The following is a 24428-nucleotide window of genomic DNA, read 5'->3' on the forward strand; positions in this document are numbered from 1 at the left end:
CAGGTTCCTCACCTGGTGCCGTCGGGGCCCGCCGGGTTGAGCGGGGCGGGGAACAGACTGGTCGGGAAGGTCCGGGGCGCCAGCACCGGGGACAGCATCCGGGCGATGCGGGCGAGGTTCTCGTCGTGGGCGATGGTGTGGTGGTCGGCGTGCATCTCGTGGATGGTGAGGTGCGGGCCGACGAATTCGGCGAGCCCGTTCGACTTGTCGTCGCTGGTGCGCGGCACCGCCGGCAGGTCGTTGCTGTTGCCGGGGGCGAGGAACCCCTGTGTGGCGTGGAAAAGGGTGGTCGGCACGGTGGTGCGCAAGGGAGCCGGCCGATAGGCCTGGAGCAGGTCGCCGTTGTGGAGCATCAGTTCGTGACGGACCAGGATCTGCTGTTTGATCATGTCCGGATCGGGTCGTGCGGCCGAGCGCTCGTGGATATGACCGGCGACGAGGTCGAGCTGGGCCTGAAGGTCCGAGCCGGTGAGGCGGGCCAGCTTGACCTGCTCGCTCACCCCCCAGCGCTGGCACATGGCGTTACCGAGCATCACCAGGGAGAACGCCTCCGCCTCGACCTCCGTGACGGTGCCCCAGTCCACGCTGTCCCAGGCCTTGGTCCCGGGCATGATGGGGTCGATCGCGATCAGGTGCGTCACCTCCTCGCCCATCGACTGCAGTTGCCGGGTCATCTCGTAGGCGAGCACGCCGCCGAAGGAGCAGCCGCCGAGGAGGTACGGCTCGTCCGGGAAGCGGGCGCGCAGTTCGTCGACGTAGTGAGCCGCCATCTCCTCGACCGATCCGTACCTGCGCGGTACGCGGTCCGCGGCAGCCGCACCGATCTGCTCCAGGCCGATGACGGGCTTGTGCAGCCCCAGGTGGCGGGAGAGGTAGATCGCGTAGCTCACTTCGCCGTACAGGTTGTGTGCCCAGACCGACCGCCGGCTGTCACCGTGCCGGTTGATCGCCACGATCGGGGACGTCTCCCGCACGGGGCGCGCGACCGGTCCGGGAGTGGCGGGCGGCGGACACACCCGGGCGGCGTTCGCGGCCGAGACGAGGCGCCACGGCTCGACGTCGAGCTCGGCCACCTCGGGGGGCGGCGCGATCCAGCGGTGGTACTCCCCGTCGGTGCCCCCGGAGGACACGGCCCGCACGACGACGGTCCGCTCCGGGCCGCTGAGGGGACGCACGGAGTGCTCGGCCGCGGCGGCGACCAGTGCGGCGCGCCAGGCGGCGGCACGGGCGAGTCGGACCCGCAGCTTGCCGGCGTCCAACGGGGCGACCGGAGCCAGGGCAGCGGTGACGTGCTCCAGCGCCGCTTCGGGGGTCCGTTCGGCCAGGTGTGCCCCGACCACGGGCGGCCGGTCGGCTCCCCACACGCCGGCGAGTGGTCCGGCCACCGCGGCCAGCGACTCGGTCTCGGTCTCGCCCGGCGACCGCTCCCCCTGCCCCGGGATCTGGACGAGGAGCAGTTCGGCGATCTGCAGACCGCGGTCCTGCAGGATGCGGGCGGTCTCGACGGCCACCAGCCCCGCGGTCCCGTACCCAGCGAGGCGGCAGGAGCCCTCCGGGTGTGCCGTGGTGATCACGTCGGCGCAGGCGCGCGCGAGGTGGACGATGTCGGCGACGGGGGTCCCGCCCTCCCGGAAGCCGGGGGCTTCGATGCCGGTGACCGGACCGTACTCGGCGAGGTGGCCGCACAGGTGCATCACCCAGGTGAGTTCGCCGGTGTCGCCGAAGAGGCAGTACACCGGGTCCCCGGGGCGATTCTCCGCCAGAGGCACCAGCCGGGGGGCCGAGGCCGCCGCCCGGTCCGGCGACCGGGGCGACTCCGGTTTCCGGACGGCTCCCCCGTCGTTCGTGTCCAGGGTTTCCGGTACCGCGTCGGGCAGGACATAGCTCTGGTCCAGGTGGGTGACTAGGCGGTCGACGCTGGGGTGCTCGAGGATGGCGGCCATCGGGATGTGGTCCCCGTAGCGTTCCTGAACGGTCTGCATGATCCGCATGGCACCGATGGAGTCGACGCCATAACTCGCGAAGTCCCGTACGGGGTCGACGTCCTGCGGCGGAATGCCGATGCCGTCGGCCACCGCTTCGCGGACGTGGCGCCGCAGCGCGGCCAACCGGTCCGGGTCCGGGGCTGCGGTTGTCCCTGGCACCGTCGGGGCCGTGACCACGTCCGTCGAGACGGGGCCGGCCGGTGCGGGCGGAGAGGCCGGGTCGGACGCGGGTGCGGGCTTCCGCGCCGGGGCGACATGGGCGGCCGCATGGTCCTCGGCCGCGTGCGGTGCGGTGGCGGACGTTGTCACGGACGGAAGCCAGTGACGTTCGGGAGCGAAGGGGTAGGTGGGCAGGGAGACCCTGGCGCGGGACGTCCCCGTGTGCAGAGCGGCCCAGTCGACGTCGGCGCCCGCCACCCAGAGCGTCGCGAGCCTGGCGAAGTCACCGGCGACGGCCCGGCGCAGGGCTTCGTCCAGATCGTCGTCGTCGACGGTACGGGCTCCGGCATCGTCCCTCGTCGTCAGCCGTGGTTCGTCGCCGCCGTCGAGGTGGGTGCGCAGAGCCTCGGCCGCATGCGCGAGGGTGGGGGCGGTGACCGCTAGGCGCGCGGGGAGGGGACGGCGTCCCACCTGGAGCGTGTAGGCGACGTCGGCCGACGACACCGCGTGCAGCCGCCCTTCGCGCTCCCAGCGCTCCAGACGTTCCAGCAGTCGGCGGGCCGCGCTCCGGAGCCGGTCGTCGTCACGGGCACTGAGGACGAACAGCTGTTCCTCCTCGGTCGTCCCGGTCGACGGTGGGTGGGGCAGGGACGCGGGGGCCTCCTCGACGACCAGGTGCGCGTTCATGCCGCCGAACCCGAACGAGCTGACACCGGCGCGCCGGGGCAGCCGGTCACCGGTGACGCGGTCGGTGAACGGAGTCCAGGGTCGGGCGGAGGTGACGAGGTGGAAGGGCGAGTCGGCGAGCTTGATCAGGGGATTGACGCGTTCGACGTGGAGGGTGGGCGGCAGCATGCCGTGGCGCAGGGAGAGGAGGACCTTGAACAGGCCGGCCATCCCGGCCGCGGTCTCCAGGTGGCCGATGTTGGTCTTCACACTGCCCAGCCCGCAGTACTGCAGCGGTGCCGGTTCCGGGGCGACGTCTCCGCGAGGCTCGAAAGCGGTGCGCAGCCCCGTCACTTCGATGGGGTCGCCCAGCGCGGTCCCTGTGCCGTGCGCCTCCACGTAGCCGATCGTCTCCGGCCGCGCTCCCGCTCGCTGTTGGGCCCGGGAGATCACCTCGGCCTGGGCGACCGGGTTGGGTGCGGTGAGGGAGGCGGCGCGCCCGCCGTGGTTGGTCGCCGAGCCCGCGATGACGCCGTGCACGTGGTCACCGTCCGCGAGGGCCCTGCTCAGGGGCTTGAGCAGGACGGCGCCCACGCCCTCGCCGCGTACATAGCCGTCGGCGCGATGGTCGAAGGACTTGCAGCGGCCGTCCGGGGCCAGCATGCCCGACCGTCCGAACGCCTCGAACGCGGTCGGCGCCACGATGACGTTCACGCCGCCGGCGACGGCCGAGGCGCACTCGCCCGTCTGGATGGCGCGTACGGCCCGGTGCACGGCGACCAGGGAGCTGGAGCAGGCCGTGTCCACCGGTTCGCTGGGGCCGCGCAGATCGAGCAGGAAGGAGACCCGGTTGGCCAGCACGCTGTGGTCGTTGCCGGTCATCAGCTGACCGTCCACGTCCATGCCGCGTTCCCTGGCCAGCTCGCCGTACTCGGAGGAGGCCACGCCCACGAAGACGCCGCAGGCGGTCCCGGCGAGCTCGGCGGGGTCGTACCCCGCCTCCTCGATCGCCGACCACACGGTCTGCAGGAAGAGCCGGTGCTGCGGGTCCATGACGCGCGCCTCGCGCGGGGTGATCTGGAAGAACCCGGCGTCGAAGCGGTCCACGTCGTCCAGGAAGCCGCCGCGGACCGGGCTCGCGCCCGAGGCGTCGGCGAATCGTCCGGGCGGCGCCTCGGAGACCAGGTCGCGGCCCTGGACCAGGTTGTCCCAGAAGGTGTCCGGATCCGGTGAGCCGGGGAACGCCCCGGCCATGCCGACCACGGCGACCGGTTCGTCGGCCGCGGCGTGCGGCGATCCGCCGGGGGCCGGATCCGGGGCGGGAGTAGCGGGCACGTCCTGGAACGGCTCGTTCCGCGCGTCGACAGGCGCGGCCGGGCCGACGGCGACGGCCCGCGACGCGTCGGGGACCGTCACGGGTGCGGGCGCCCGGTCCGCCGTCGCGGTGAGCAGGTGCTCGACCACGGCTGCCATGTCCCGACAGCCGTACAGGACATCAGGGGTGAGGTCGGCCCCGGTGACGGTCGAGAGCCGGTCGGCGAGCTGCACCATGGTCACCGAGTCGAGCCCGAAGTCGCTGAGATGGTCGGCGGGATCGATGTCCGCAGGAGTCACTCCCACCAGTGCGCAGATGGCGTCGGTGACGATCTGCCGCGTCCTGTGAACGGCAGAGGGCGCGCCGTCCGCGCTGTCGGCTGTCGAGTGCGTGGAGGTCACAGAGGGCTCCTCGGAAGAAATGGGGCCGACGGCGCGCGGACCGGACTCGGCGGATGCGGACCGAGCGGGCGCGACAGGCACGGGCACAGGGGCCGCGGGCGCGGACACCGATCCGCCGTCGGGCACATCCACGGGGCCGATGCCACGTTCGGAAGTGGCTGGGGCGGGAGGGCGGGAGGGCGCGGAGGGGATCCAGTAGCGTCCCTCGGCGAAGGGGTAGTGCGGCAGCGAGACGATCCGCGCGCCGGGTTCGTGGTGTCCGGGGAGATCCGGCGCCCCGCCGTCCGCCCAATCCCGGGCCCGTTCCCACAGCTCTGCCTCGTGGGGCGGCAGGACCGGCGGGACGCTCCCACGGCCGGCACCCTTCTGCCGACCGGTCACCAGCCGGTCGTGCCGGTGTTGCCCGGCGTAGGCGTCGAGCACCGAGACGATGTCGGCGAGGGTGTTCACGACAGCGCCCAGACGCGCCGGCAACGGTTCACGTCCCACGCGGAGGGTGTGCGTCACGTCCACCGGGCTCAAGGCGGCTCCGGGACCGCGAAGGAAGTCGGCGAGTCGCCCGGCGTAGGTGCGCAGGGCGTCCGGTCTCCGCGCCGACAGCGCCAGCAGAAGCGGGCCGCTGCGGTCGCTTCCGCTCACAGGAACGGCCCGCGGCGCCTCTTCGATGATCACGTGGGCGTTGGCGCCGCCCGCGCCGAAGGAGCTGACGGCGGCCCTGCGGGGCCCGCCGTCCGGTGGTTCGGGCCAGGGCGCGGGCTCACGCGGCACCAGGAAGCCGCCCGCGGTGGCCGGCCCGTCGGTGCCGAGCGTCGGCGCCAGGGTGCGGTGCCGCAGTTGGAGGATCACCTTGGTCAACTGGACGGCGCCGGAGGCGGCTTCGAGGTGCCCGGTATTCGGCTTCACCGATCCGATCAGCAGGCGGTGACCGTCGTCGCGCACGTCGTACGCCTCACGCAGCGCGGCCAGTTCGACCGGGTCACCGACGGGTGAACCGGTGGCCTGCGCCTCCACGTACTGCACGGTGTGGGCCTCGGCTCCTGCCGCCTCCAGGGCTTGGGCGACCAGCTCCACCTGTGCCTCGGCGCGGGGAACGGCGTACGCCTCGGTCGGTCCGTCGGCGTTGACCGCCGAACCGAGGATGCAGGCGTGCACGCGGTCGCCGTCGCGCAACGCGTCGGACAGGCGCTTGAGGACCAGCGCGCCGACCCCCTCTCCGGTGACGATGCCGTCGGCGGCCGTGTCGAAGACCCGGGGCGTGCCGTGCGGCGACAGCATCCGCGCGGCGGCCAGGTCGGTGTGGTGGCTGGGGTGGAGGATGACGTTGACTCCGCCGGCGATCGCCGTGCCGCACTCTCCGGAGCGAAGGCTCCGCACGGCCAGGTGGACGGCTGTGAGGGCGGAGGAGCACGCGGTGTCCACCGCCATGCTCGGCCCGGTCAGGCCGAAGGTGTGCGACACACGATTGGCGACGGACCAGCCGGAGGAGAGCGCCTGGACGGCGTTGCCCCGAGCGCGTTCCTCGACGCCCAGCAGGGCGTACTGGTGGTGCATCACGCCGACGAAGACTCCGGTACGGCCGCTGGGCCCGGTGGCCCGGCCGCGCAGTCGTGACGGGGGCAGAGCCGCGTCTTCCAGGGCCTCCCAGGCGGTCTCCAGGAAGAGGCGCTCGGCGGGATCCATGCGCTCCGCTTCGCGGGGGGAGATGCGGAACAGGAGGGGGTCGAAGCGGTCGACATCGTCGAGGAAACCGCCCCGGACGGTCCCGTCGGCGCCGGGCCGGCCCATGCCGGAGGGTTCCTCACCGGTCCGGCGCCCGGGCGGGACGGGGGTGATGAGGCTGCGTCCGGCGAGCAGGTGTTCCCACAGGGTGTCGAGGTCCGCGGCGCCCGGGTAACGGCCCGCCAGCCCCACGACGGCGATCGGTTCGTCGGCCGGGGCGGTCGTGACGGAGCCGTCCCCGTCGGACAGGGCCTCGGCACACGGCGACGGGCCGTCGACCGGCCGTGCCGAGGCGGCGGAGGCGCCCTCGGCGGGCCGCGGCGGCGTGCCCCGCCCGGTCTCGGTCTCGGCGGCGGGAACAGCGGGGGCTTCCACGGGAGCGGCGAGCAGCTTCGCCAGTTCCTCTCCTTTGACGGCCACCAGCGCCTCGGCGACGGTGCGGACCGACTCGCCTGTGACCAGCAGTTCCTGCGGTACTGGGCCGATGTCCCGCTCCAGTCGCTCCACGGCCTCCATCACGGTCAGCGAGTCCGTGCCCAGGGACGCGAGAGGCACCGCGACGTCCACGTCGTCCGAGGGCAGATGGAGAAGTTCGGCGAACAGGGCGCGCAAATGCTCCGTCGCCCGTGTGTCGAGCCGGTCCCCCACGCTGTCCGGAGCCACCGGGGCCTGGCGTCCGGCCGGCTCCGCGGTACGGACCGCGGGCTCCCGGTGCTCGGGCCGGGTGACGGTCGTCGACGGTGGTGTGCGCCAGGCGCCCCGCTCGGCGACGAAGAGGTGCTGTCCGGCTTGGTGATCGGTCCAGCCCTGGACGCCGAAACGCCGGCTGCGGTCGAACCCCGCCTCCGCGAGGAGTGCCTGCCATGTGATCGGAGCGATCAACGGACTGTGCGGCAGCCTGAGTTCGGCGTCCTGGGCGAGCCACCACCCGTCCGTGAGGCCGAAGACGGGAGTGACCGCGTCGAGAACACGGGTCGCCTCGTTGACGACCAGCAGGCCGCCCTGTGCGGTCAGTTCGGCGACGTTGCGCAGCGTCCGCCGGATGTCCCGCGTGGCGTGCAGGACGTTGGTGGCGACGACGACGTCGTACCGGTCGGTGCCGAAGCCCTGCGGGAACAGGTCGTCCTCGATGTCCAGGACGCGGAAGTCCGTGTGCGGCCGGCCGGGTGCCAGCCGCTGACGGGTCGTGGCGACGAGGGAGGCAGAGATGTCGGTGACGTCGTAGGAGACGGCCGTCGAGTGGTCGCCCAGCGCGTCCAGCACGGCATGCGTGGTGGCGCCGGTGCCTGCACCGATCTCGAGGATGCGGACGTGCCGGGCCGGGCCGGCCGCCACCGCGTCGGCGACCACCGCCCGCACGGCCGCCGCGGTGAGGCGGTTGAAATGACGGGTGCGCGGATCGTCCGCGTACAGCGCCGCCATACGCCGGTCGGAGCCGCCGGGGAAGAGCACCTCCAGGCCGCGTCGGCGGTGTGCGAGGACGTCGGGCAGCGAGGTGGCGCAGTCGTCCAGGAGGTCGAGGGTGGGTGCCAGCCGGTCGAAGCGCGCGACGAGCCCGCTGCGAAGGGCGTTGCGGCGGCCCCTGTCGGCGGCTGACACCGTGATCCGGTCCCGGTCGGACCTGAGGTGGCCGCCCGTCTCCAGGGCCGCGAGCAGGGCGTCGAAGAGGGACACGCGCTCGTCGTGGACGGCCAGGCTGCTCAGCAGGTCGGTCCGGGTGCACGTCCCACCGGGTGCCAGACGGTCCGTGGCCTCGCGCAGCGCCTCCAGGACGGCCAGGCGCGCGTAGTCGTCGATGGTGTCGAGGTAGTCGGGCGCATACGGTTCGGGGTCGGTGCGCTGCGCCGCGAGTACGGCCGCGGTAGGCGCGGCGAGGATGTCACGGCCGGCGTCGGCCATGGACCGCCGGTGTCGTGTCGCGGGTTCCACGGGTGTCACCCGTGCCAGTTCCGCGAGGTCCGCGCGTAGGGGCGCGATCTGGGGGACGCCGGCGGCGAGGGCCTGACGGAAGGCGTGCAGTCCTTCGGCCGCGGACAGCGGCTGGACGCCCCAGCGGGCCAGCCGCTCGTGGTGCTCGGGGGTGGCCACGGCCCCCTCGTCGCCCCAGAAGCCCCAGTCGAAGACGGTGACCGGCCAGTGCAGCCGGTCGGCCAGGTGCGCGCCGTAGGCACTCATGAACGTGGAGCCGGCCGCGTAGTTCGACTGGCCCGGGTTGCCGGTGTGGGCGACGGCCGAGGAGAAGAGGGCGAAGAAGTCGAGAGGTTCGGCGGTGAGGGCGTCGGCCAGCGCGACGGTTCCTCGTGTCCTGGGAGCGAACGCGGCGTCGAAAACGTCGTCGTCGCTGTGCGCTATGGTCCGGTCGGCCAGGACGAACGCGGTGTGGACGGCACCGTCCACACCGCCGTACCGCTCGTGCATCAGACGGACCGCCGCACGGGTCGCGGCGGGATCGGTCACGTCGCCGGAGAGGTATACGACCTGCCCGCCGTGGGCACGCAGCCGCGCGAGCGCCCCGTCCGGCAGTTGCTTCTCGGCGCGGCGCCCCATCACCACCAGACGCGCGTCCCAGGCGCGGAGCAGGTACTCGCCGACCACCCGTCCGAGGCCGCCCATGCCGCCGACGACGAGGTAACGGCCTCCGCGCCGCAGCGGCAGCCGCCGGTCGGCCGGGGCGGGCAGCCGGGCCGGGGCGAGCCGTTTGACGAGCCGGGTGCCCTCGCGCAGCGCGACCTCCGTGAACGGTGTGGCGGGCGGCTCCTCGGCGACGGCTTCCACCAGCCGCTCCCAGTCCTCCTGCGCGCCGCAGTGGGCGAGGTCCGTCCGGGAGAGGTCCAGGCAGACGACGTCGAGGAACGGCAGTTCGCGCGCGAGCGTGCGGGCCATCCCGTGCAGCGCACCCGCGAACGGGTTGTCGACGGGGCTGCCGGGCAGAAGGTGCTGGCTGTCGTTGGTGAGCACGACGAGCCGGACACCGCGCGGCCGGAGGGTTGCCAGTGCCTGCGCCAGGTGGAACAGCGCCCGGCACCCGTGCCGCTGGGTCCGCGCCAGGTGGCCGAGGTCGGTGGAGGAGTGGCGGCGGGTGTCCACGCCGCCGGCGAAGTAGAGCACGCGTGTACCGGCGTGGGACCGGAGCAGGGCCGCGTGGTCGTCGGCGGTCCGTAGTGTGTCCAGGTCGGCAGCCAGGCTTCCGTCGCCGTGGCGGCGTACCAGCGAGGCGGCGAGTCCCTCATCGTGACCGGCCGTGAACACCAGTGCCGGGCCGGTGTCCCGGGCGTCCGGTGCGGTCTGCCGGGGTGCGACGTGCCAGACGGGCGTGAGGTAGGGGGCATCGGCGGTGTGCGGTGGCCGCGCCACCGTCAGGCCGGTGAACTCGACGAGTGCGTGGCCCGCCGCGTCCGTCATCAATACGTCGCACTTGACCGTCCCGCGCTCCGGATCTGCGGACACCAGGCGGGCGTGGGCGTAGCGGGCGGCTCGGTCGGTGTGGTGCACGCGGACCCGCCCGACGGCCGCGGGCCGGGTGGCGGGTTCGTCCCATGCGGGCAGCGCCCCGTGCACGGCGTGCAGGGCGGCGTCGGTGGTTCCGGGGTCGCCGATCCCACCGCGGGTACCGCCGAGCGGCACGGGCGCCAGTTCGGCCAGCGCCTCCCCGTCCCCGCACCACAGGCGTTCCACCCGGCGGTACGACGGCCCGTAGTCCAGGCCGGCGGCCCGTGCGCGGGCGTAGAAGTCCTCGTGGCTCGTCTGCCGGGGGCAGCGCAGCCGTACGGCCTCGATGTCGAGTTCCCCGGCCGCGGCCCGGGACGGATCGCCGGAGGAGGGCCGCGCGGGCGCCGTGACCGTGGTGTGCACGACGTGGGCGTCGTCGGTGCCGGTACCGATGCTGATGTGTACGGATCCGTCCTGAGCATCTGTCAGTGCGCGGACCACCGGTTGCGCTTTGGGCCGCACGATGAGTGGCGTCCGCCAGCGCACGTCGGTGAGTTCCGCCACGGGCCGGCCCGCAGCGCGCTCCGCCGCCGCGCGGGCCAGTGCCAGCTGGGCGACGCCGGCCAAAACGGGCCGCCCGTCGACGAGATGGTCGGCGACCCAAGGATGATCCGGCAGGAGCTCCGCCTCGAGTACGGCGGCGCCGTCCGCCGCCGTGCCCCGGTCGACGAGCGCCGGCCCGTCGGCCGTAAGGGCCTGCGCCCCGGGTGCCGGGGCGTCCACGGTGTCGGGCCAGTGGACGGGGCCGTTGAAGGGATAGGTGGGCAGAGGCACGATGTGCGGGCCGTGGCCGTGCCGCTCCTCGGTCTCCGGAAGGCCGGGCCCCTCCCCCGTCACCCACCGGGCGGCGGCCTCGTGCAGGGGACGCGAGGCGAACGGGCCGGACCCGGCCGGCGTTCCGGGTCCTGGCGCCTGCCCGGCCTGGCCGACCGCGTGGGCGGTTCCGGTCGCGACGAACTGGAGGAGGGCCTCGCACAGCCGCTCGCGTGTCGGCACGACGAAGGCGGCTCGGTGGTCGAACGCCTCCCGCCCGGTCCGCAGGGTGTGGGCGATGTCCTCCAGCCGCAGGCCGGCGGAGTCCCGGTCGGTGAGGAAGCGGGACAGCCGTTCCGCGGCGGCCTTCAGCCGGTCCGGTGTTCTGGCGGACAGCACCACCAACTGGTCCCCGCTCCCGGCGGATCGGTCAACGACGGGAGCGGCGTCGCGGTACTCCTCGATCACGGCGTGCGCGTTGGCACCGCCCGCCCCGAAGGAGCTGAGGGCCGCCCGGAGCAGGGTGTGACCGGGCAGTGGTCGCCACCGTTCGGCAGTGCGCTGAAGGCGGAACGGGGTCCCGGCGAAATCGATCTTCGGGTTGGGCGGGTCGCTGTACAGCGTCGGCGCGAGCGTACGGTGCCGGAGCTGGAGCAGGATCTTGGTGAGACCCGCGATGCCGGCAGCGGCCTCCGCGTGCCCGATGTTGGGCTTCACGGAACCCAGCGCGCAGTGCTGGCGTTGCCCACCGGCTCGGCCGAACACTCGTACCAGTCCCTCGATTTCGATCGGGTCGCCGAGCTCCGTGCCGGTGCCGTGCGCCTCGACGTAGCCGATGCCCGAGGCATCGATCCCGGAGCGGCGCAGCGCAGCGCCGATCACGGAGGCGTGGGCACGCGGGGACGGCACGGTGTAACCGTTGGTGCGGCCTCCGTGGCTGATGGCGGTGGCGCGGATGACCGCGTCGATCCGGTCACCGTCGGCACGGGCCGCGGCCAGCGGCTTGAGCACCACGGCGCCCACGCCCTCGCCCGGTACGAACCCGTTGCCGCCCTCACCGAACGCCCGGCACACGCCGTCCGGGGAGATCATGCGCTGCTCGGCGAGCATGGCGTACTTCATCGGGTGGAGGTTGAGATGGGCGCCGCCGGCGATGGCCGTGCGGCACTCGCCGTGACGCAGGCTCTCGCAGGCCAGGTGGAGGGCCGTGAGAGAGGCCGAGCAGGCGGTGTCCACGGTCAGACTGGGGCCGTGGACGTCCAGGAAGTACGAGAGCCGGTTGGCGAGGGAGAACTCCATCGAGTAGGCGGGGACCGGGTTGCCCTTGCCCCACTCCTCCGCGCCCACCAGGCCGTATGCCAGTCCGGTGGCGCCCACGAAGACACCCACCGCGTGCCCCTCTTCGGTCCGGGTGGCGCGGTGCAGCCGGGCGCGGGTGTAGCCGGCGTCCTCCAGGGCCGACCAGGCGGTCTCCAGGAAGATCCGCTCGGCGGGGTCCATGCGTCGTGCCTCGCGTGGGGCGACCGAGAAGAACAGCGAGTCGAAGCGCGCGGCATCGTCGAGGAAACCGCCCCAACGTCCGTAACTCGTGCCCGGCCGGCGGTCGCCGCGGTCGAACCAGCGGTCCTTGTCCCACCGGGCCGCCGGTATCTCCCCGATGCCGTGGCGCCCCTCCACCAGCATCCGCCACAGCTCCGACACGTCCCGCGCGCCGGGGTAACGCCCTGCCATGCCGATGACGGCGATGGCGTCGTCGGGCGCACGGTCGCCGTCCCGCTGCGGGAGTCGGGGGGCGACGGCTTCCCGGCCCCGGGGCGACGCGTCGGCGCCCGTCGCGGCCGAAGGCTCGGGTGACGGGGTGACGCCGGTCGGGGCGGGCGACGGGGACGGGGCGTCGGCGGCCGTCAACGCCGGACCGTGACGGGCCGCCAGGTGATCGGCCAGGGAGTCGATCGTGCGGTGTTCGAACAGCAGGGTCGCCGGCATCGGCCCGAGCCGGTCCTCCAGGGCGACCGTGAGGCGCTTGACCATGACCGAGTCGATACCGAGTGCGGAGAACTCCTGGTCGGGCCGGAGCCTGCCCGGCTGGATCCGGGTGAGCCCGGAGACGAGGTCGAGCAGGAGAGCCCTGGCCCGGCCGACCGCCTCCGTCTCCGCCGCCACGGGCGGGGCGCCGGGGGTGGCGGCACCGGGTGCGGCGCCACCGGTGAGCCGGGCCCGGACGAAGCCCTCGATGCGGGTCCGGTGACCGTGGATCACGACGATCTCGCGTGCCGGGGAGCGCAGCGCGGCCGACATCACCCGCAGGCCGGTGCCCGGTGGCATCCCGACCATGCCCTGGAGCAGTTCGACGGCCTCGCGGTCGGTGTCGCTCAGGGTCATCCCGCCGCCGGCCCACAGCGGCCAGCCGACCGACACCGTCCGTCCACGCCTGCGGCCCTCCTCCACCAGGGCCGCGCGGTGGGACGCGAAGCCGCCCAGCGCGCGACTGGCTGCGGCGTAGTCGGCCTGTCCCGGATGGCCGGCGTACCCGGCGAGCGAAGAGAAGAGCACGAAGTGGCGCAGCGGCTCGTCCCGTGTCGCCTCGTCGAGGTTGCGGGCACCGGCGAGCTTGGGGGCCAGCACGCGTGCGTGGGCGCCGGGGGCCTTGTTGGCGAGATACGCGTCCTCGTTGACCCCGGCCAGGTGCAGTACGTCGGTGACCGGGCCGAAGGACGAGCGCGCCTCGGCGACGGCGCGCCGCACGTCGTCCTCGCATGTCACGTCACCGCGTACGTAGCGGATCCGCTCCCCGGCTGCGGCGTTCACCCGGCGCAGGAGGTCCTCGGCCCGGGGGCCGGGGCGGGAACGGCCCAGCAGGACCAGCCGGGCGTCGGGCGACACCGCCAGCCGCTCGGCCAGGCTCAGGGCGATGCCGCCACCGCCACCGGACAGCAGGTGGACCCCGTCGGCCGGGGGCGTCCCGTCGCCGAGCGTCAGCGTGGCAGGAGTCAGGGTCCGCACCTGACGTCCGGCGCGGTCGTGGCGGACCTGATGCAGCGGTGCGGCCGGTTGCGCCAGCTCGTCGAGGGCCAGGGCGACGGGATCGGCGGAGCCGTTCGCGGACACCGCGACCATGTGGAGACGGCTGTCCTCCAGGACCGCGACCGAGCAGAATCCGCCGAGCGCGTCGGCCGCCCGCTCTGCGTCCTCCCCCACCGCGAGGCAGGCGATCCGCGGGCGCTCGCCCACACGGCCCCGGATCAGGGTGCGCACGGCCGGATACACCAGGTCCAGGCAGTGTTCGGATCCCTCGGCCGTGACCAGGACGATCCGGTCGGGGAGGGCGTCGGCTGCGCCGAGTGCGGCCCACAGGCGTTCCCACGACGCGTCGTCGGTGAGCGAGACGGTCTCGGGGTGCGACGCCGTGAAAGGTCCGGTGACGGCCTCGACGACCCTGCCGGCGCCCGGCCGGACGAGGCCGGGCCGGCGTGCCGCGGCCGGGTCCAGCACGATCAGCGGCGGGCGCCCGGGGGCGGCGGCCCGGTCTGCGACCGGTTCCGCACGCACCCAGTCGGAGACGTAGGCCACCACCTCGTGCGAGCCGGGGTCGCCGGCCGGGTATGCCGCGCCCAACAGGGCGGCGGCGTCGGAGACGGACAGATCCCCGGCTCTGACGCGTTCGAGGATGTCCCGCCGGTTCTGCCTGGAGATCACCGCACACCTTCCATGAGCCGTTCCGCCTCGTCCACCGAGAGGCGGCCGTCGTTGAGTGCCTGGAGCAGTTCGGGCAGCGAGGCGCCCGTATCCGGTACCGGGGCGGAGTCCGGGACCTCCAGGGGTTCCGCCCAGTGGCGCTGTGGGTCGAACGGGTAGGCGGGCAGGGGGATGCGACGTCCGTCGGGCACCGGCGTCCGGCCTGTCCCGGACACCCAGTGACGGGCCGCCGCGTACGGGTCGGAGTCCGGCACCGGAGGGCCGGCCGGCTCGCCGGACCTCCGGTCGGCCGCTCCGGTGAAGGTGTCCGGACCGTGCTCGCCGTCGAGCAGGCGCCTTACTGCGACGGCGAGTTGTCCTGTCGTCCCGACGACGAACGCCGCACGGTGGGCCATCGGGTCACGTCCCACGGTGAGGGTGTGGGCGAGATCGGTGAGAGCCGGCGGGGTGCTCCCGTCGCCCGGTCCGGTTTCGGTGAGGAAGGCGTGTAGTTGCCGCAGCCGGGCCCGCAGCCGCTCCGGAGTGCGGGCGGACAGCGGGACGACGACCGGTCGGCCGTCGTGCTCCGGAGCACCGGCCCGGGTGTCGGGGAAGTCCTCCAGCAGGACATGGGCGTTGGTGCCGCCGAGGCCGAACGCGCTGACGCCCGCACGCCTCGGGGCGTCGCCGGCAGGCCACGGGGTCGGGCGGTCTACCACCCGGAACGGGCTGCCGTCCAGGTCGAGCAACGGGTTGGGTTCGGTGAAGTGGAGCGTAGGCGGCAGCATGCCATGGCGCATGGCGAGCACCGTCTTGACGACGCCCGTGAGTCCGGCCGCGGCCTCCGTGTGCCCCACGTTGGACTTCACCGTGCCGAGCAGGCACCAGGGCTCGACCGGTTCGGTGTCCGCCCTGCCGTCGACGGCGGCGAACGCCTTGCGCAGCCCGCGCACCTCGATCGGGTCGCCCACCTCGGTACCTGTGCCGTGCGCCTCCACGTAGGTGACGGTGCGCGCGTCCACGCCGGCGTCACGGTAGACCGAGGCGATCAGGTCCGCCTGGGCCGTCGGGTTGGGCATCATGAGGGAGTCCATGTGTCCCCCGCCGCCGTGCGAGACTCCGCTGCCACGTACCAGCGCGTACACGGTGTCGCCGTCGGCGAGTGCCCTGGACAGGGGCTTGACCAGGACGGCCACGGAGCCTTCGCCGCGGACCATGCCGTTGGCCCGGCGGTCGAAGGCGGCACACCGCCCGTCGGGCGACATGATGCCGAGCTGCCCGAGGGCGACGAAGAGGTCGGCGGTGAGGAACAGGTGCACCCCGCCGACGATCGCCGCGTCGCACTCGCCGTGCCGGACCGCGCGCACCGCCCGGTGCAGCGCGGTGAGCGAGCTGGAGCACGCCGTGTCGACGGCCTCGCTGGGGCCGCGCAGGTCCAGCTGGTAGGAGATGCGGTTGGCGATGAGGCAGTGTCCGTTGCCGCTGACGACGTGTCCCTCGCGGTGTCGGCCGGCCCGGTGCAGCTGCCAGTCGTAGTCGCGGGAGGTGGCGCCGATGAAAACCCCCGTACGGCTTCCGCGCAGGTCCGCGGGACGGTGCCCCGCGTCCTCCACCACCTGCCAGGCCGTCTCCAGCATGATGCGCTGTTGGGGGTCCATGAGTTCGGCCTCCAGCGGCGTCAGGCCGAAGAAGTCGGCGTCGAAGCGGTCGACGCCGTCGATGAAGGAGCCCCAGCGGCTGTTGACCGTGCCGGGCGTGCGGTGCGGGTCGCCGAAGACCTCGCGCCAGTCGAACCGGTCCTCGGGGATCTCCCCCACCAGGTGCGTTCCCTCGCGCAGATGGCGCCACCAGGTCCGCAGGTCGGGCGAGCGCGCGTAACGTCCCGCCATGCCCACGATGGCGACCGGGTCGTCGTCCGTCGTGACCGCGCGTCCGACGCCGGGCGGGGGCGGCGGTTCGGACGCGCGCTCCGACCGGCGCGGGACGTCGGCGGCCGGCTCGTACACGGTGACCGGGGGCCGAGCGGGTACCGGCGTGTCGTCGGTCGCCGCCACGGGCTCCGGCCGCTGCTCGCGTGACGCGACCGGCGCATGCTCGGCCAGGTGGGCCGCCAGCGAGTCGATCGACGGGTGCTCGTACAGCAGGACCTTGGGCAGTCTGCCGAACTCCGGTTCCAGGGTGCGCACCAGCTGGATCGCGCTCAGCGAGTCCATGCCGTAGCGGTCGAAGGGCGCGGCCGGGTCCACCTGGTGGGCCGCCAACCCGAAGAAGCGCGCGAAGACGGGAAGGAGCCGGTCGCGGATCTCCTCGGCGTCGGCCGGCGAAGCAGGTTCCGGCACGAGTCGCGAAGCCGGTTTCGGCGCGGCGGGCGGCACGGGCGAGGCGGAGGACCTCGGGCGTTCCTTCTGCTCACCGCCGCCCCGTACGGAGGGTGCGGGCGCGGCCGCCGGCACCTGGCTGAAGATCACCGCGTTGTCGAACTCGGTCTCCGGCAGGTCCGGCGCGCCCAGCGCCCAGGTCGCCTCGAAGCCCTGCTCGGCCAGCGCCGCACGCCAGCGCGGCACGTCGAAGAACGGGGAGTGCGGCAGCCGCGCCTCGACGTCCACGGCCGACCAGTAGCCGGGCAGGGGGCCGATCATGGCCGCCATGCAGTCGTGGTTGCGCACCAGCTCTTCGAGGACGAGCACACCGCCGGGTGCGAGCAGGTCGCGGATCCGTCCGAGGCTCTCGGTCAGATGGCGGGTGGCGTGCACGGAGTTGGCGGCCACGACGATGTCCGCGCCGCCCGGTGCGAAGCCCTGCTCCCGCGGATCCCGGTCGAGGTCGAGGACCGCGCAGGTGAAGTCCACCGGGGTGTCGGCGAACCGGGCGCGAGCCGCGGGCAGGAAGGCCGGGGAGACGTCGGTGAACCGGTAGTGCACGGCGGCCCCATGCTCGGCCACCGCGTCCAGCAGCCGGCCAGTGGTGCCGCCCGTACCACCGCCGATCTCGATCAGGGTGACCGGCCGGTCGGGCCTGGACGCCCGCAGCGCGCGGATCCGGCCGGCCACCAGACGGGCCACGATCTCGTTGTGGTGGTCGGCCACGGTGTTGCCGTCGTAGATGCCCAGGAGCAGGTCCGGGTGGTCCGCAGAGAAGAACACCTCCAGCGCGTCCGCCCTGCCGGTGAGGATGTCGGGCAGGCGGGGCAGGCAGACGTCGGCCAGCTTCAGCCAGGGAGCCAGTTCCGGGTGCTCTTCGGCCAGGACCGCCGCCTCGGACCGGAAGTCCGGGGTGGCGCCGGACGCGTCGGACACCTTGGCCGTCATCGCGGCCAGCGCGTCGGCGAGACGTCCGTGGGCGTCCTCGTCCGCCAGGAGGGCGCGCAGGCGCTGCGCGGTGGGTGGCCTGCCCTGCTCGTCGGTGAGCAACCGCGCGGTCCAGCGCCTGAGCAGGTCGTTGAGCCGTTCCATCCCCCGGGCGGCTCGGCGGCCGGGGAACCCGCTGTGCCGGATGTGCCGCTGCGCGTCACGCACCTCGGGCGGGGGGGCCGGCTGTCCGGAGGGCACGGGCGCGACGGCTTCGGCGGCCGTCACGTCGTCGGCGAACCAGTGGCGTGCGCCGGCGAAGGGGTAGGCGGGCAGGCTGAGCCGCACCGTTCCCGGGTCCGGCGCGACCGTGACGGGCAGCGGGTCGCCCGCCGCCCAGGCCTTGGCTGCGTCGGACAGGACGGCGCCCGGCTCATCCTCGGTGGCTGCCACGTGCACGCCGTCCGAGCCCTCCGGATCGGCGAGGTAGGCGTCCATCGCCGTCAGCAGGCCTTCGTGGGAGTCGGCCACCAGGGCGAGGCGGTGCCCCATCGTCTCGCGGCCGTGGTGGAGCGTCGCCGCGACTCCGTCGAGCGGGATGCCCGGCGCCGCGGCGAGGAAGTCGCGGTGGCGGCGTACGAGCCGGTGCAGAGCCACGCGGTCTCGGGCCGAGTACGGGAAGAGGCGGGGGCGGCGCGTGACCGTGGTCGCCTCCCGCACCGGAGCCTGCTCGATGACGGCGTGCGCGTACGAGCCCCCGAAACCGAAGGAGCTGACTCCGGCGAGTCGGGGCCGCCCGTCGGTCGTGTCCCAGGGGAGGGGACGCGGGTTGACGAAGAGCGGGGAGCCGTCGAACCGGCAGTGCGGATTGGGCGTCCGGTAGTCGGGCATGGCCGGGATCATCCCGTGCTGCATCTGCAGCACGGCCTTGATCACCCCGACGAGTCCCGCCGCGCCCTCGGCGTGCCCGAGGTGTGCCTTGGCGGATCCGACCGCGCAGAAGGCCGTGCGGGTCGTGTGGCGCCGGAAGGCCGACACCGCTCCCTCGATCTCGATCGGGTCGCCCAGGGCGGTGCCGGTGCCGTGTGCCTCCAGATAGCCCAGTGCGCCGGGGTCGATCCCGGCCCGTTCCCACGTGTCGAGCAGCAGCCGGGTCTGCCGGTCGGGACTGGGCGCGGTGACCGATCCGGCACGCCCGCCGTGGTTGACGCCGACTTCCCTGACGACGGCGTGGATCGGGTCGCCGTCGGCGAGGGCCCGCTCGAGGGGCTTGACCAGGACGGCGACGACGGCCTCGGCGGGCACGTAACCGTCGGCCCGGTCGTCGAAGGTGTGGCAGCGCCCGGACGGCGAGAGTGCCCCCAGCGCCGAACTGCGCACGTAGTGCTGAGGGTCCAGGACGAGGTTGGTCCCGGCGGCGAACGCCATGTCGCACTCGCCGCGGCGGACGGCGGCGACCGCCAGATGCAGGGCGTAGAGGGACGAGGAGCACGCCGTGTCGACGACGAGCGAGGGCCCGGCCAGGTCGAGGTGATGGGCGATCCGGTTGGCCGCCATGGTCGCGGACGTGCCGGTCACGTCGTGGGCGCCCATCCGCCGTCCGGCGGCGGTCATGACCTGGTCGTAGTCGTTGAAGCAGCGGCCGACGAAGGTGCCGGTGGAGGAGCCGCGCAGCCGGCCGGCGACCGCGGCGTCCTCGGCGGTGCGGTGGAACACCTCCATGAGCAGGCGGGTCTGCGGGTCGAGACCCTCCGCCTCGGCCGGTGTGAGGCCGAAGAAGGCCGCGTCGAAGCGGGTGACGTCGTCGAGGAAGCCCCCGTGACCACAGTCGGTGGCGTCCGGCCGCCCGCCGCGCGGGTCGTGGTAGAGCCCGTGGTCCCATCGGTCGGCGGGTACGGCGGTCACCAGGTCCCGTCCGTCGAGGAGATCGGCCCAGAAGCCCGCGAGGTCGTCGGAGCCGGGAAAGTAACCGGCCATGCCGATGACCGCGACGGGCTGTTCCCGTCGCGGTTCGCCGTGCCGGCCACCGGTGGCGGCTGTGTCCCGGTCGGCGGCGGCCCGCGTTTCCAACGTGCCTGCGGGAACGTCGCCGGCCGGGGCCGCGGTGCGGTACAGCGCGGCGCGCACGGCGTCGGGGTGGGCGTCGAGCAGGTGGTTCACCAGGCGGTCGGTGTCCGGGTACCGGAACAGTGTGGTGGCCGGCAGGTCGACGCCGAGCCACGAGCCCAGTTCCGTCGTGAGGCCGGCGAGTTCCACCGACGTCAGGCCCAGGGTCATGAATCCGGTGGACCGCACCGAAGACGGTGCCGCCGATCCGTTTGCGCGGTGCAGGGCGGCGCCGACCACGGCGGACAGACGGGCGTCGAGCGCTTCGCGCGGGTCGGCGGCGGACTCCGCCCCCGTGGCCGGGGTCTCCAGTGCCGCGGTCAGGCGGGCCGGGTCGCCGTGCAGGACGACGACGCGTTCGGTACCGAGGGCGAGTGCGGTGTCGAGGGCGTCGAGGGCGATGTCGGTGTCGAGGGGAACCGATCCGGTGCGGGCGAGGACCCGCTCCTGCAGGGCGGGGGCGATGCGCATCCCGCCGTCGAGCCACAGGGGCCAGTCCACCGCGACAGTGACACCGTGCCGCTCACCGTCTCGCCGCTGCTCCTCGCGCCACGCCGCGAAAGCGCCCAGAGCACGGTTGGCGGCACTGTAGTCGGCACCGCCCGCGCTGCCCGCCGCCGCGGCGAGCGACGAGTAGAGCAGCAGGTATTCGAGCCGGTCGCCTCTCGTGACGGAGTCGAGAGCGGCGGTGCCGAGGAGCTTCGGGGCCAGGACCCGTTCCGCTGCCTGTCGGCCCTTGTTGACGATCAGTGCGTCCTCGAGGACGCCGGCGGCGTGCACCACACCGGTCAGCCGCCCGAAACGCTCACGGACCTCCCGCACGGCGGCGTCCAGCGCCTCCTGGTCTGTCACGTCGGCGGTGAGGTAGACGGCTTGTGCGCCGAGGTCCTTCAGTTCCGACACGGCCGCGTCGGTGCGCGCGCCGCGCGGCGCGCGCCCGAGCAGCGCGATGCGCACGTCGCCCGCCGCGGCGATGCGGCGAGCAGTGTGCATCCCGAGTCCGCCGGCGCCACCGGTGATCAGGTAGACCCCGCCGGACCGGCCCAGTCGGACGGGCGCGGAGGGCGGTCCTGCAGGGACGAAGACTTCGGTCAGACGGCCCTGTTCGGTGTGCCGGACCTCGGTGCCGTAGGCGTCGTCCGGTGCGTACGCCTCGGCGAGCAGGGCGTGTGCGGAGACGGCTGGGCTCTGCCTCCACACCGTTTTCAGCAGGAGTTTCGGCTGTTCGAGCCGCACGCTGCGCGCGAGGCCGCCCACGGCTGCGTGTGCCGGGCTCGCGCCGCGGGCGGCGTACGCGTAGACCACCGGCAGGGGCCGGGTCAGGCCGACGGTCAGGGCCCGGCACAGCAGCAGGGCGCTCAGGACGCCGCCACCGCTCGTGTCACCGGTGCTGTCCCGGCCGGACAGCGGCCAGAGATGGAGGACCGCTCCCGGGGCACGGCCCTCCGCGCGCAGGGTGTCCACGATCCGGGCGTAGTGCCCGGCTTCGCCCGGATCGATCTCGAACTCGTCGCGCGCGGTGCGCAGATAGGACATTCCCGGCCTGACCTGGACGACGTCGGAATGCAGTGCACGCAGTTCCCGCACACGGTCGGCGTCGGTGTCCAGCAGCAGAAGCGGCCCTGCGGGCACGGGCCCGGCCACCTCGTCCGGCAGAGGCAGGGGGCGTGTGTCCGGGACGTAGAACAGGGTGGCGGTGCGGCCGGAGGGGGCGGACTGCCGGAGCCGGGGCTCGTCGTCCGTCCGGGGCGGTGTCCCGGGCCGGGGCTCACCGATCCAGTACCGGTGCCGCTCGAAGGGGTAGGTCGGCAGCGGGATCCGTCCGGCTCCCTCGACAGCGGGCCAGTCCGCCGGACCGCCGGCGGCCCACCGCCGGGCGGTCGCCGCCTCGGCCGGCCCGTCGCCCGAGCCGAGTACGTCGGTCCCGGTGCCGAGGGAGTCGGTCCCCGCGAACGCCGGGCAGGCAGGCGGAAGTCCGTCCGCGAACGCCTCCAGAGCGGCGACGAGCTCGGAGGTGGTCGCCACCACCACGACGAGACGGTGCTCCATGGCACGACGCCCCGTGCGCAGGGTGTGGGCCACGTCGGCCAGGCGCAGGTCGGGCCCGGCCCGCAGATGTGCCGCCAGTCTTCCGGCCTGTTCGCGCAGCCGGTCCGTGGACCGTGCGGACAGCGGGACGGCCAAAGGACGGTCGGTCACGGGCCGCGCGGGGGCGTCCCCGCCCGTGAACTCCTCGATGACGACGTGCGCGTTGGCTCCGCCCGCGCCGAACGCGCTGACAGCCGCCCGTCGCGGCAGCGGGTGGCCGCCGTCGGGGTCGACCGGGGCGGGCCAGGGCCCGGGGGCGGCGGGCAGCCGGAACGGCGTCCGTTCCCAGCGGATTCCCGCAGCGGGCGCACCGATGTCCCCGATGGCCGGAAGGGTGCGGTGGCGCAGCGCCATCAGCACCTTGGTCAGGCCGGCCATGCCCGCCGCGGCCTCCAGGTGTCCGACGACCGGTTTCGCGGAGCCGATCACGCAGTGACCGGGGTCGTCGGTGTGCCGCGCGTACACCGAGCTGAGCGCCTCGATCTCGATCTGGTCGCCGAGGACGGTGCCAGAGGCGTGCGCCTCGACATAGCCGATGGAGCCCGGCGGAACGTCCGCGTCGGACAGTGCGGCGGAGACCACCCTGGCCTGGGCTTCGGGACTGGGCACGGAGTAGCCGCCCGTCCGCCCGCTGTGCAGCAGTGAAGAACCCCGTACCAGCCCGTAGACGTGGTCACCCGAGGCGAGCGCGTCGGCGAGCGGGCGCAGGAGCAGGACGCCGACGCCCTCGCCGGGGACGTACCCGTCCGCCTCCTCGCCGAACGGGCGGCATCGCCCGTTCGGCGACAGCAGGCCCAGCTCTGCCAGCCGCAGGTACTTGTACGGATGCAGGGACAGGTTCACCCCGCCGACCAGGGCCGCCCGGCACTCGCCACGCCTGATGGCTTCGCCGGCCAGGTGGAGGGCCGCCAGGCTCGCGGAGCAGGCGGTGTCCACGGTGATGCTGGGCCCGGTGAAGTCGAAGAAGTACGACAGCCGGTTGGACAAGGCGGAGGACCAGGAGCCGGCGGCCTGGGCGGTTCCGTCGCGCAGCCGGTCCAGCCCGTGCAGCTGGTAGTCGTTCCACATGGCACCGGCGAAGACGCCGACGGCCCCGTCGGTCTGGCCCGCGAGCTCTTCGGGGGTGAGCCCGGCGTCCTCGATCGCCTCCCACGCTGTCTGCAGCAGGAGCCGTTCATGCGGGTCCATGAGTTCCGCCTGGCGCTCGCTCAGGTGGAAGAAGGACGCGTCGAACTCCGTCACGCCGTCACAGAACGCCCCCCAGCGGGAGTACGTCCGCCCCGGAGTGCCGGGGTTCGGGTCGAAGTAGGGCGCATGGTCCCAGCGGTCCGGCGGGATGGGGCCGGCCCGGTCCTTGCCTTCGGCGAGTACGTCCCACAGTTCCCCGGGCGTCCGGGCCCCGGGGTAGCGCCCGGCGAGTCCGACGACGGCCAGCGGCCGCGCGTCGGCCGGGGGCGGAGAGGCGAGGGTCAGGCCGGGCAGTGCCCGGGGGGAGGCTGCGGCCTGCGCCGACGGTGCGGTGGTGGCGCGGGGCCGGTCCTCGGCTGCGGGGACGGCGTCGGGATGCTCGGCTCTCAGGTGGTCCGCGAGCCGCCTGACCGTGGGGTGTTCGAACAGCAGGGTGGGGTACAGCTCCGTGCCCAGCATGTCCTCGAGGTCGCCGGCCAGACTCAGCAGGTCGACGGAGCCGAGACCGCACTCGTAGAACCCGAGGTCCCGGTCGACGGCGGTAGGTTCGACGCCGACGCGCCGCGCGACCAGGGCGGCGATCCGCTCCTCGAAGCCTCCGGCGGCGGGGACCGGCGGCGGACCGGAGGGCTTCGGCTCGGCAGCGGGACCCGGTGTCGCAACGGAGCGCTCCGGTTCACCGCCGCGTCCGGCGGACGGCCGGGTCCGGTCGGTGATCAGCGTGGCGGACCGGACGCGTTTGGCACGGAAGCCCACGAACTCGGCCACCACCTCGCCGTCGGGACCGCAGACGTCGATGTCGGACTGGAAGAGTTCGCTGTCGAATCCGCCGGTGACCGGTCCCGGGACATGGACGAGGTTCTCGGCACCCACTCCCGTACGGGCCCTGAACGACTCGACGTACAGGGGGATGTAGGCGTGGTGGGGCGTGCCGAGGTCCTGGTCCGGGAAGAGCAGCATCGGCACCAGCGTGGCGAAGTCGAGCACCGCCGGGTGAGCGTGGAAGCCGCCGAGGTGAGCCACCGCCTCGTCCGCGAGCCGCATGCGCGCCAGTGCGTGTCCGGATGCCACGTGCACGGTGCCGGAGGCCCGCATGAAGCCCCGGTGGTGGATGTCGAGCGCGCGGACGAAGCCGTAGAGGTCGTCGGCGTCGACGGTGCGCCGGGCCTCCGCGGTGAGAGCGGCCGGATCGATCCGTCGCCACGTTTGTTCGTCGGCGGGGTGGAGCTCTGCCGTGCAGTTGGTCTCCCAGGGCGCCTCCGGGGCGCCTCCGGGGCGGCTGCGCACGGTGACGGGCACCGGCTGTCCCGGCTCCGCGTCGCCGAGGACGACCTCCACCGGGGTCCGGTCGCCAAAGCCGACGACCGGAACGTGGAAGACGATGCGGCGCAGGGCGACATGGGCCGGATCGACCCCGGCGCGTCGTACGGTGCGCAGCACCAGGTCGAGGAGGAAGACGCCGGGCAGGACGGGCACCTGGTGGACCAGGTGGTCCCGCAGGGCGGGGTCGTCGGCGACGACCCCGGTGCGGGAACGGCGGCCGGCGAGCGGGCGCAGCAGGTCGTGGGGACGCTGGACGGATCGGTTGTCCGGCATG

2 protein-coding genes are annotated in these 24428 nt (G+C 73.8%); both read right to left on the reverse strand.

Annotated features, from left to right (window positions below; genetic code table 11):
- Positions 1-8: 8 nt before the first annotated feature.
- A complete protein-coding gene (locus KYY02_RS22675) occupies positions 9-14183 on the reverse strand; it encodes an SDR family NAD(P)-dependent oxidoreductase (protein WP_371240692.1) in 14175 nt (4724 codons plus the stop codon).
- Positions 14180-24427: an SDR family NAD(P)-dependent oxidoreductase gene (locus tag KYY02_RS22680; protein ID WP_371240694.1), complete on the reverse strand. Its 10248-nt coding sequence runs from the start codon at positions 24425-24427 to the stop codon at positions 14180-14182. The genes KYY02_RS22675 and KYY02_RS22680 overlap by 4 nt, the downstream gene beginning before the upstream one ends.
- Position 24428 lies beyond the last annotated feature (1 nt).

Source organism: Streptomyces pimonensis (genome assembly GCF_041380215.1).
GTDB classification, from domain to species: domain Bacteria; phylum Actinomycetota; class Actinomycetes; order Streptomycetales; family Streptomycetaceae; genus Streptomyces; species Streptomyces pimonensis.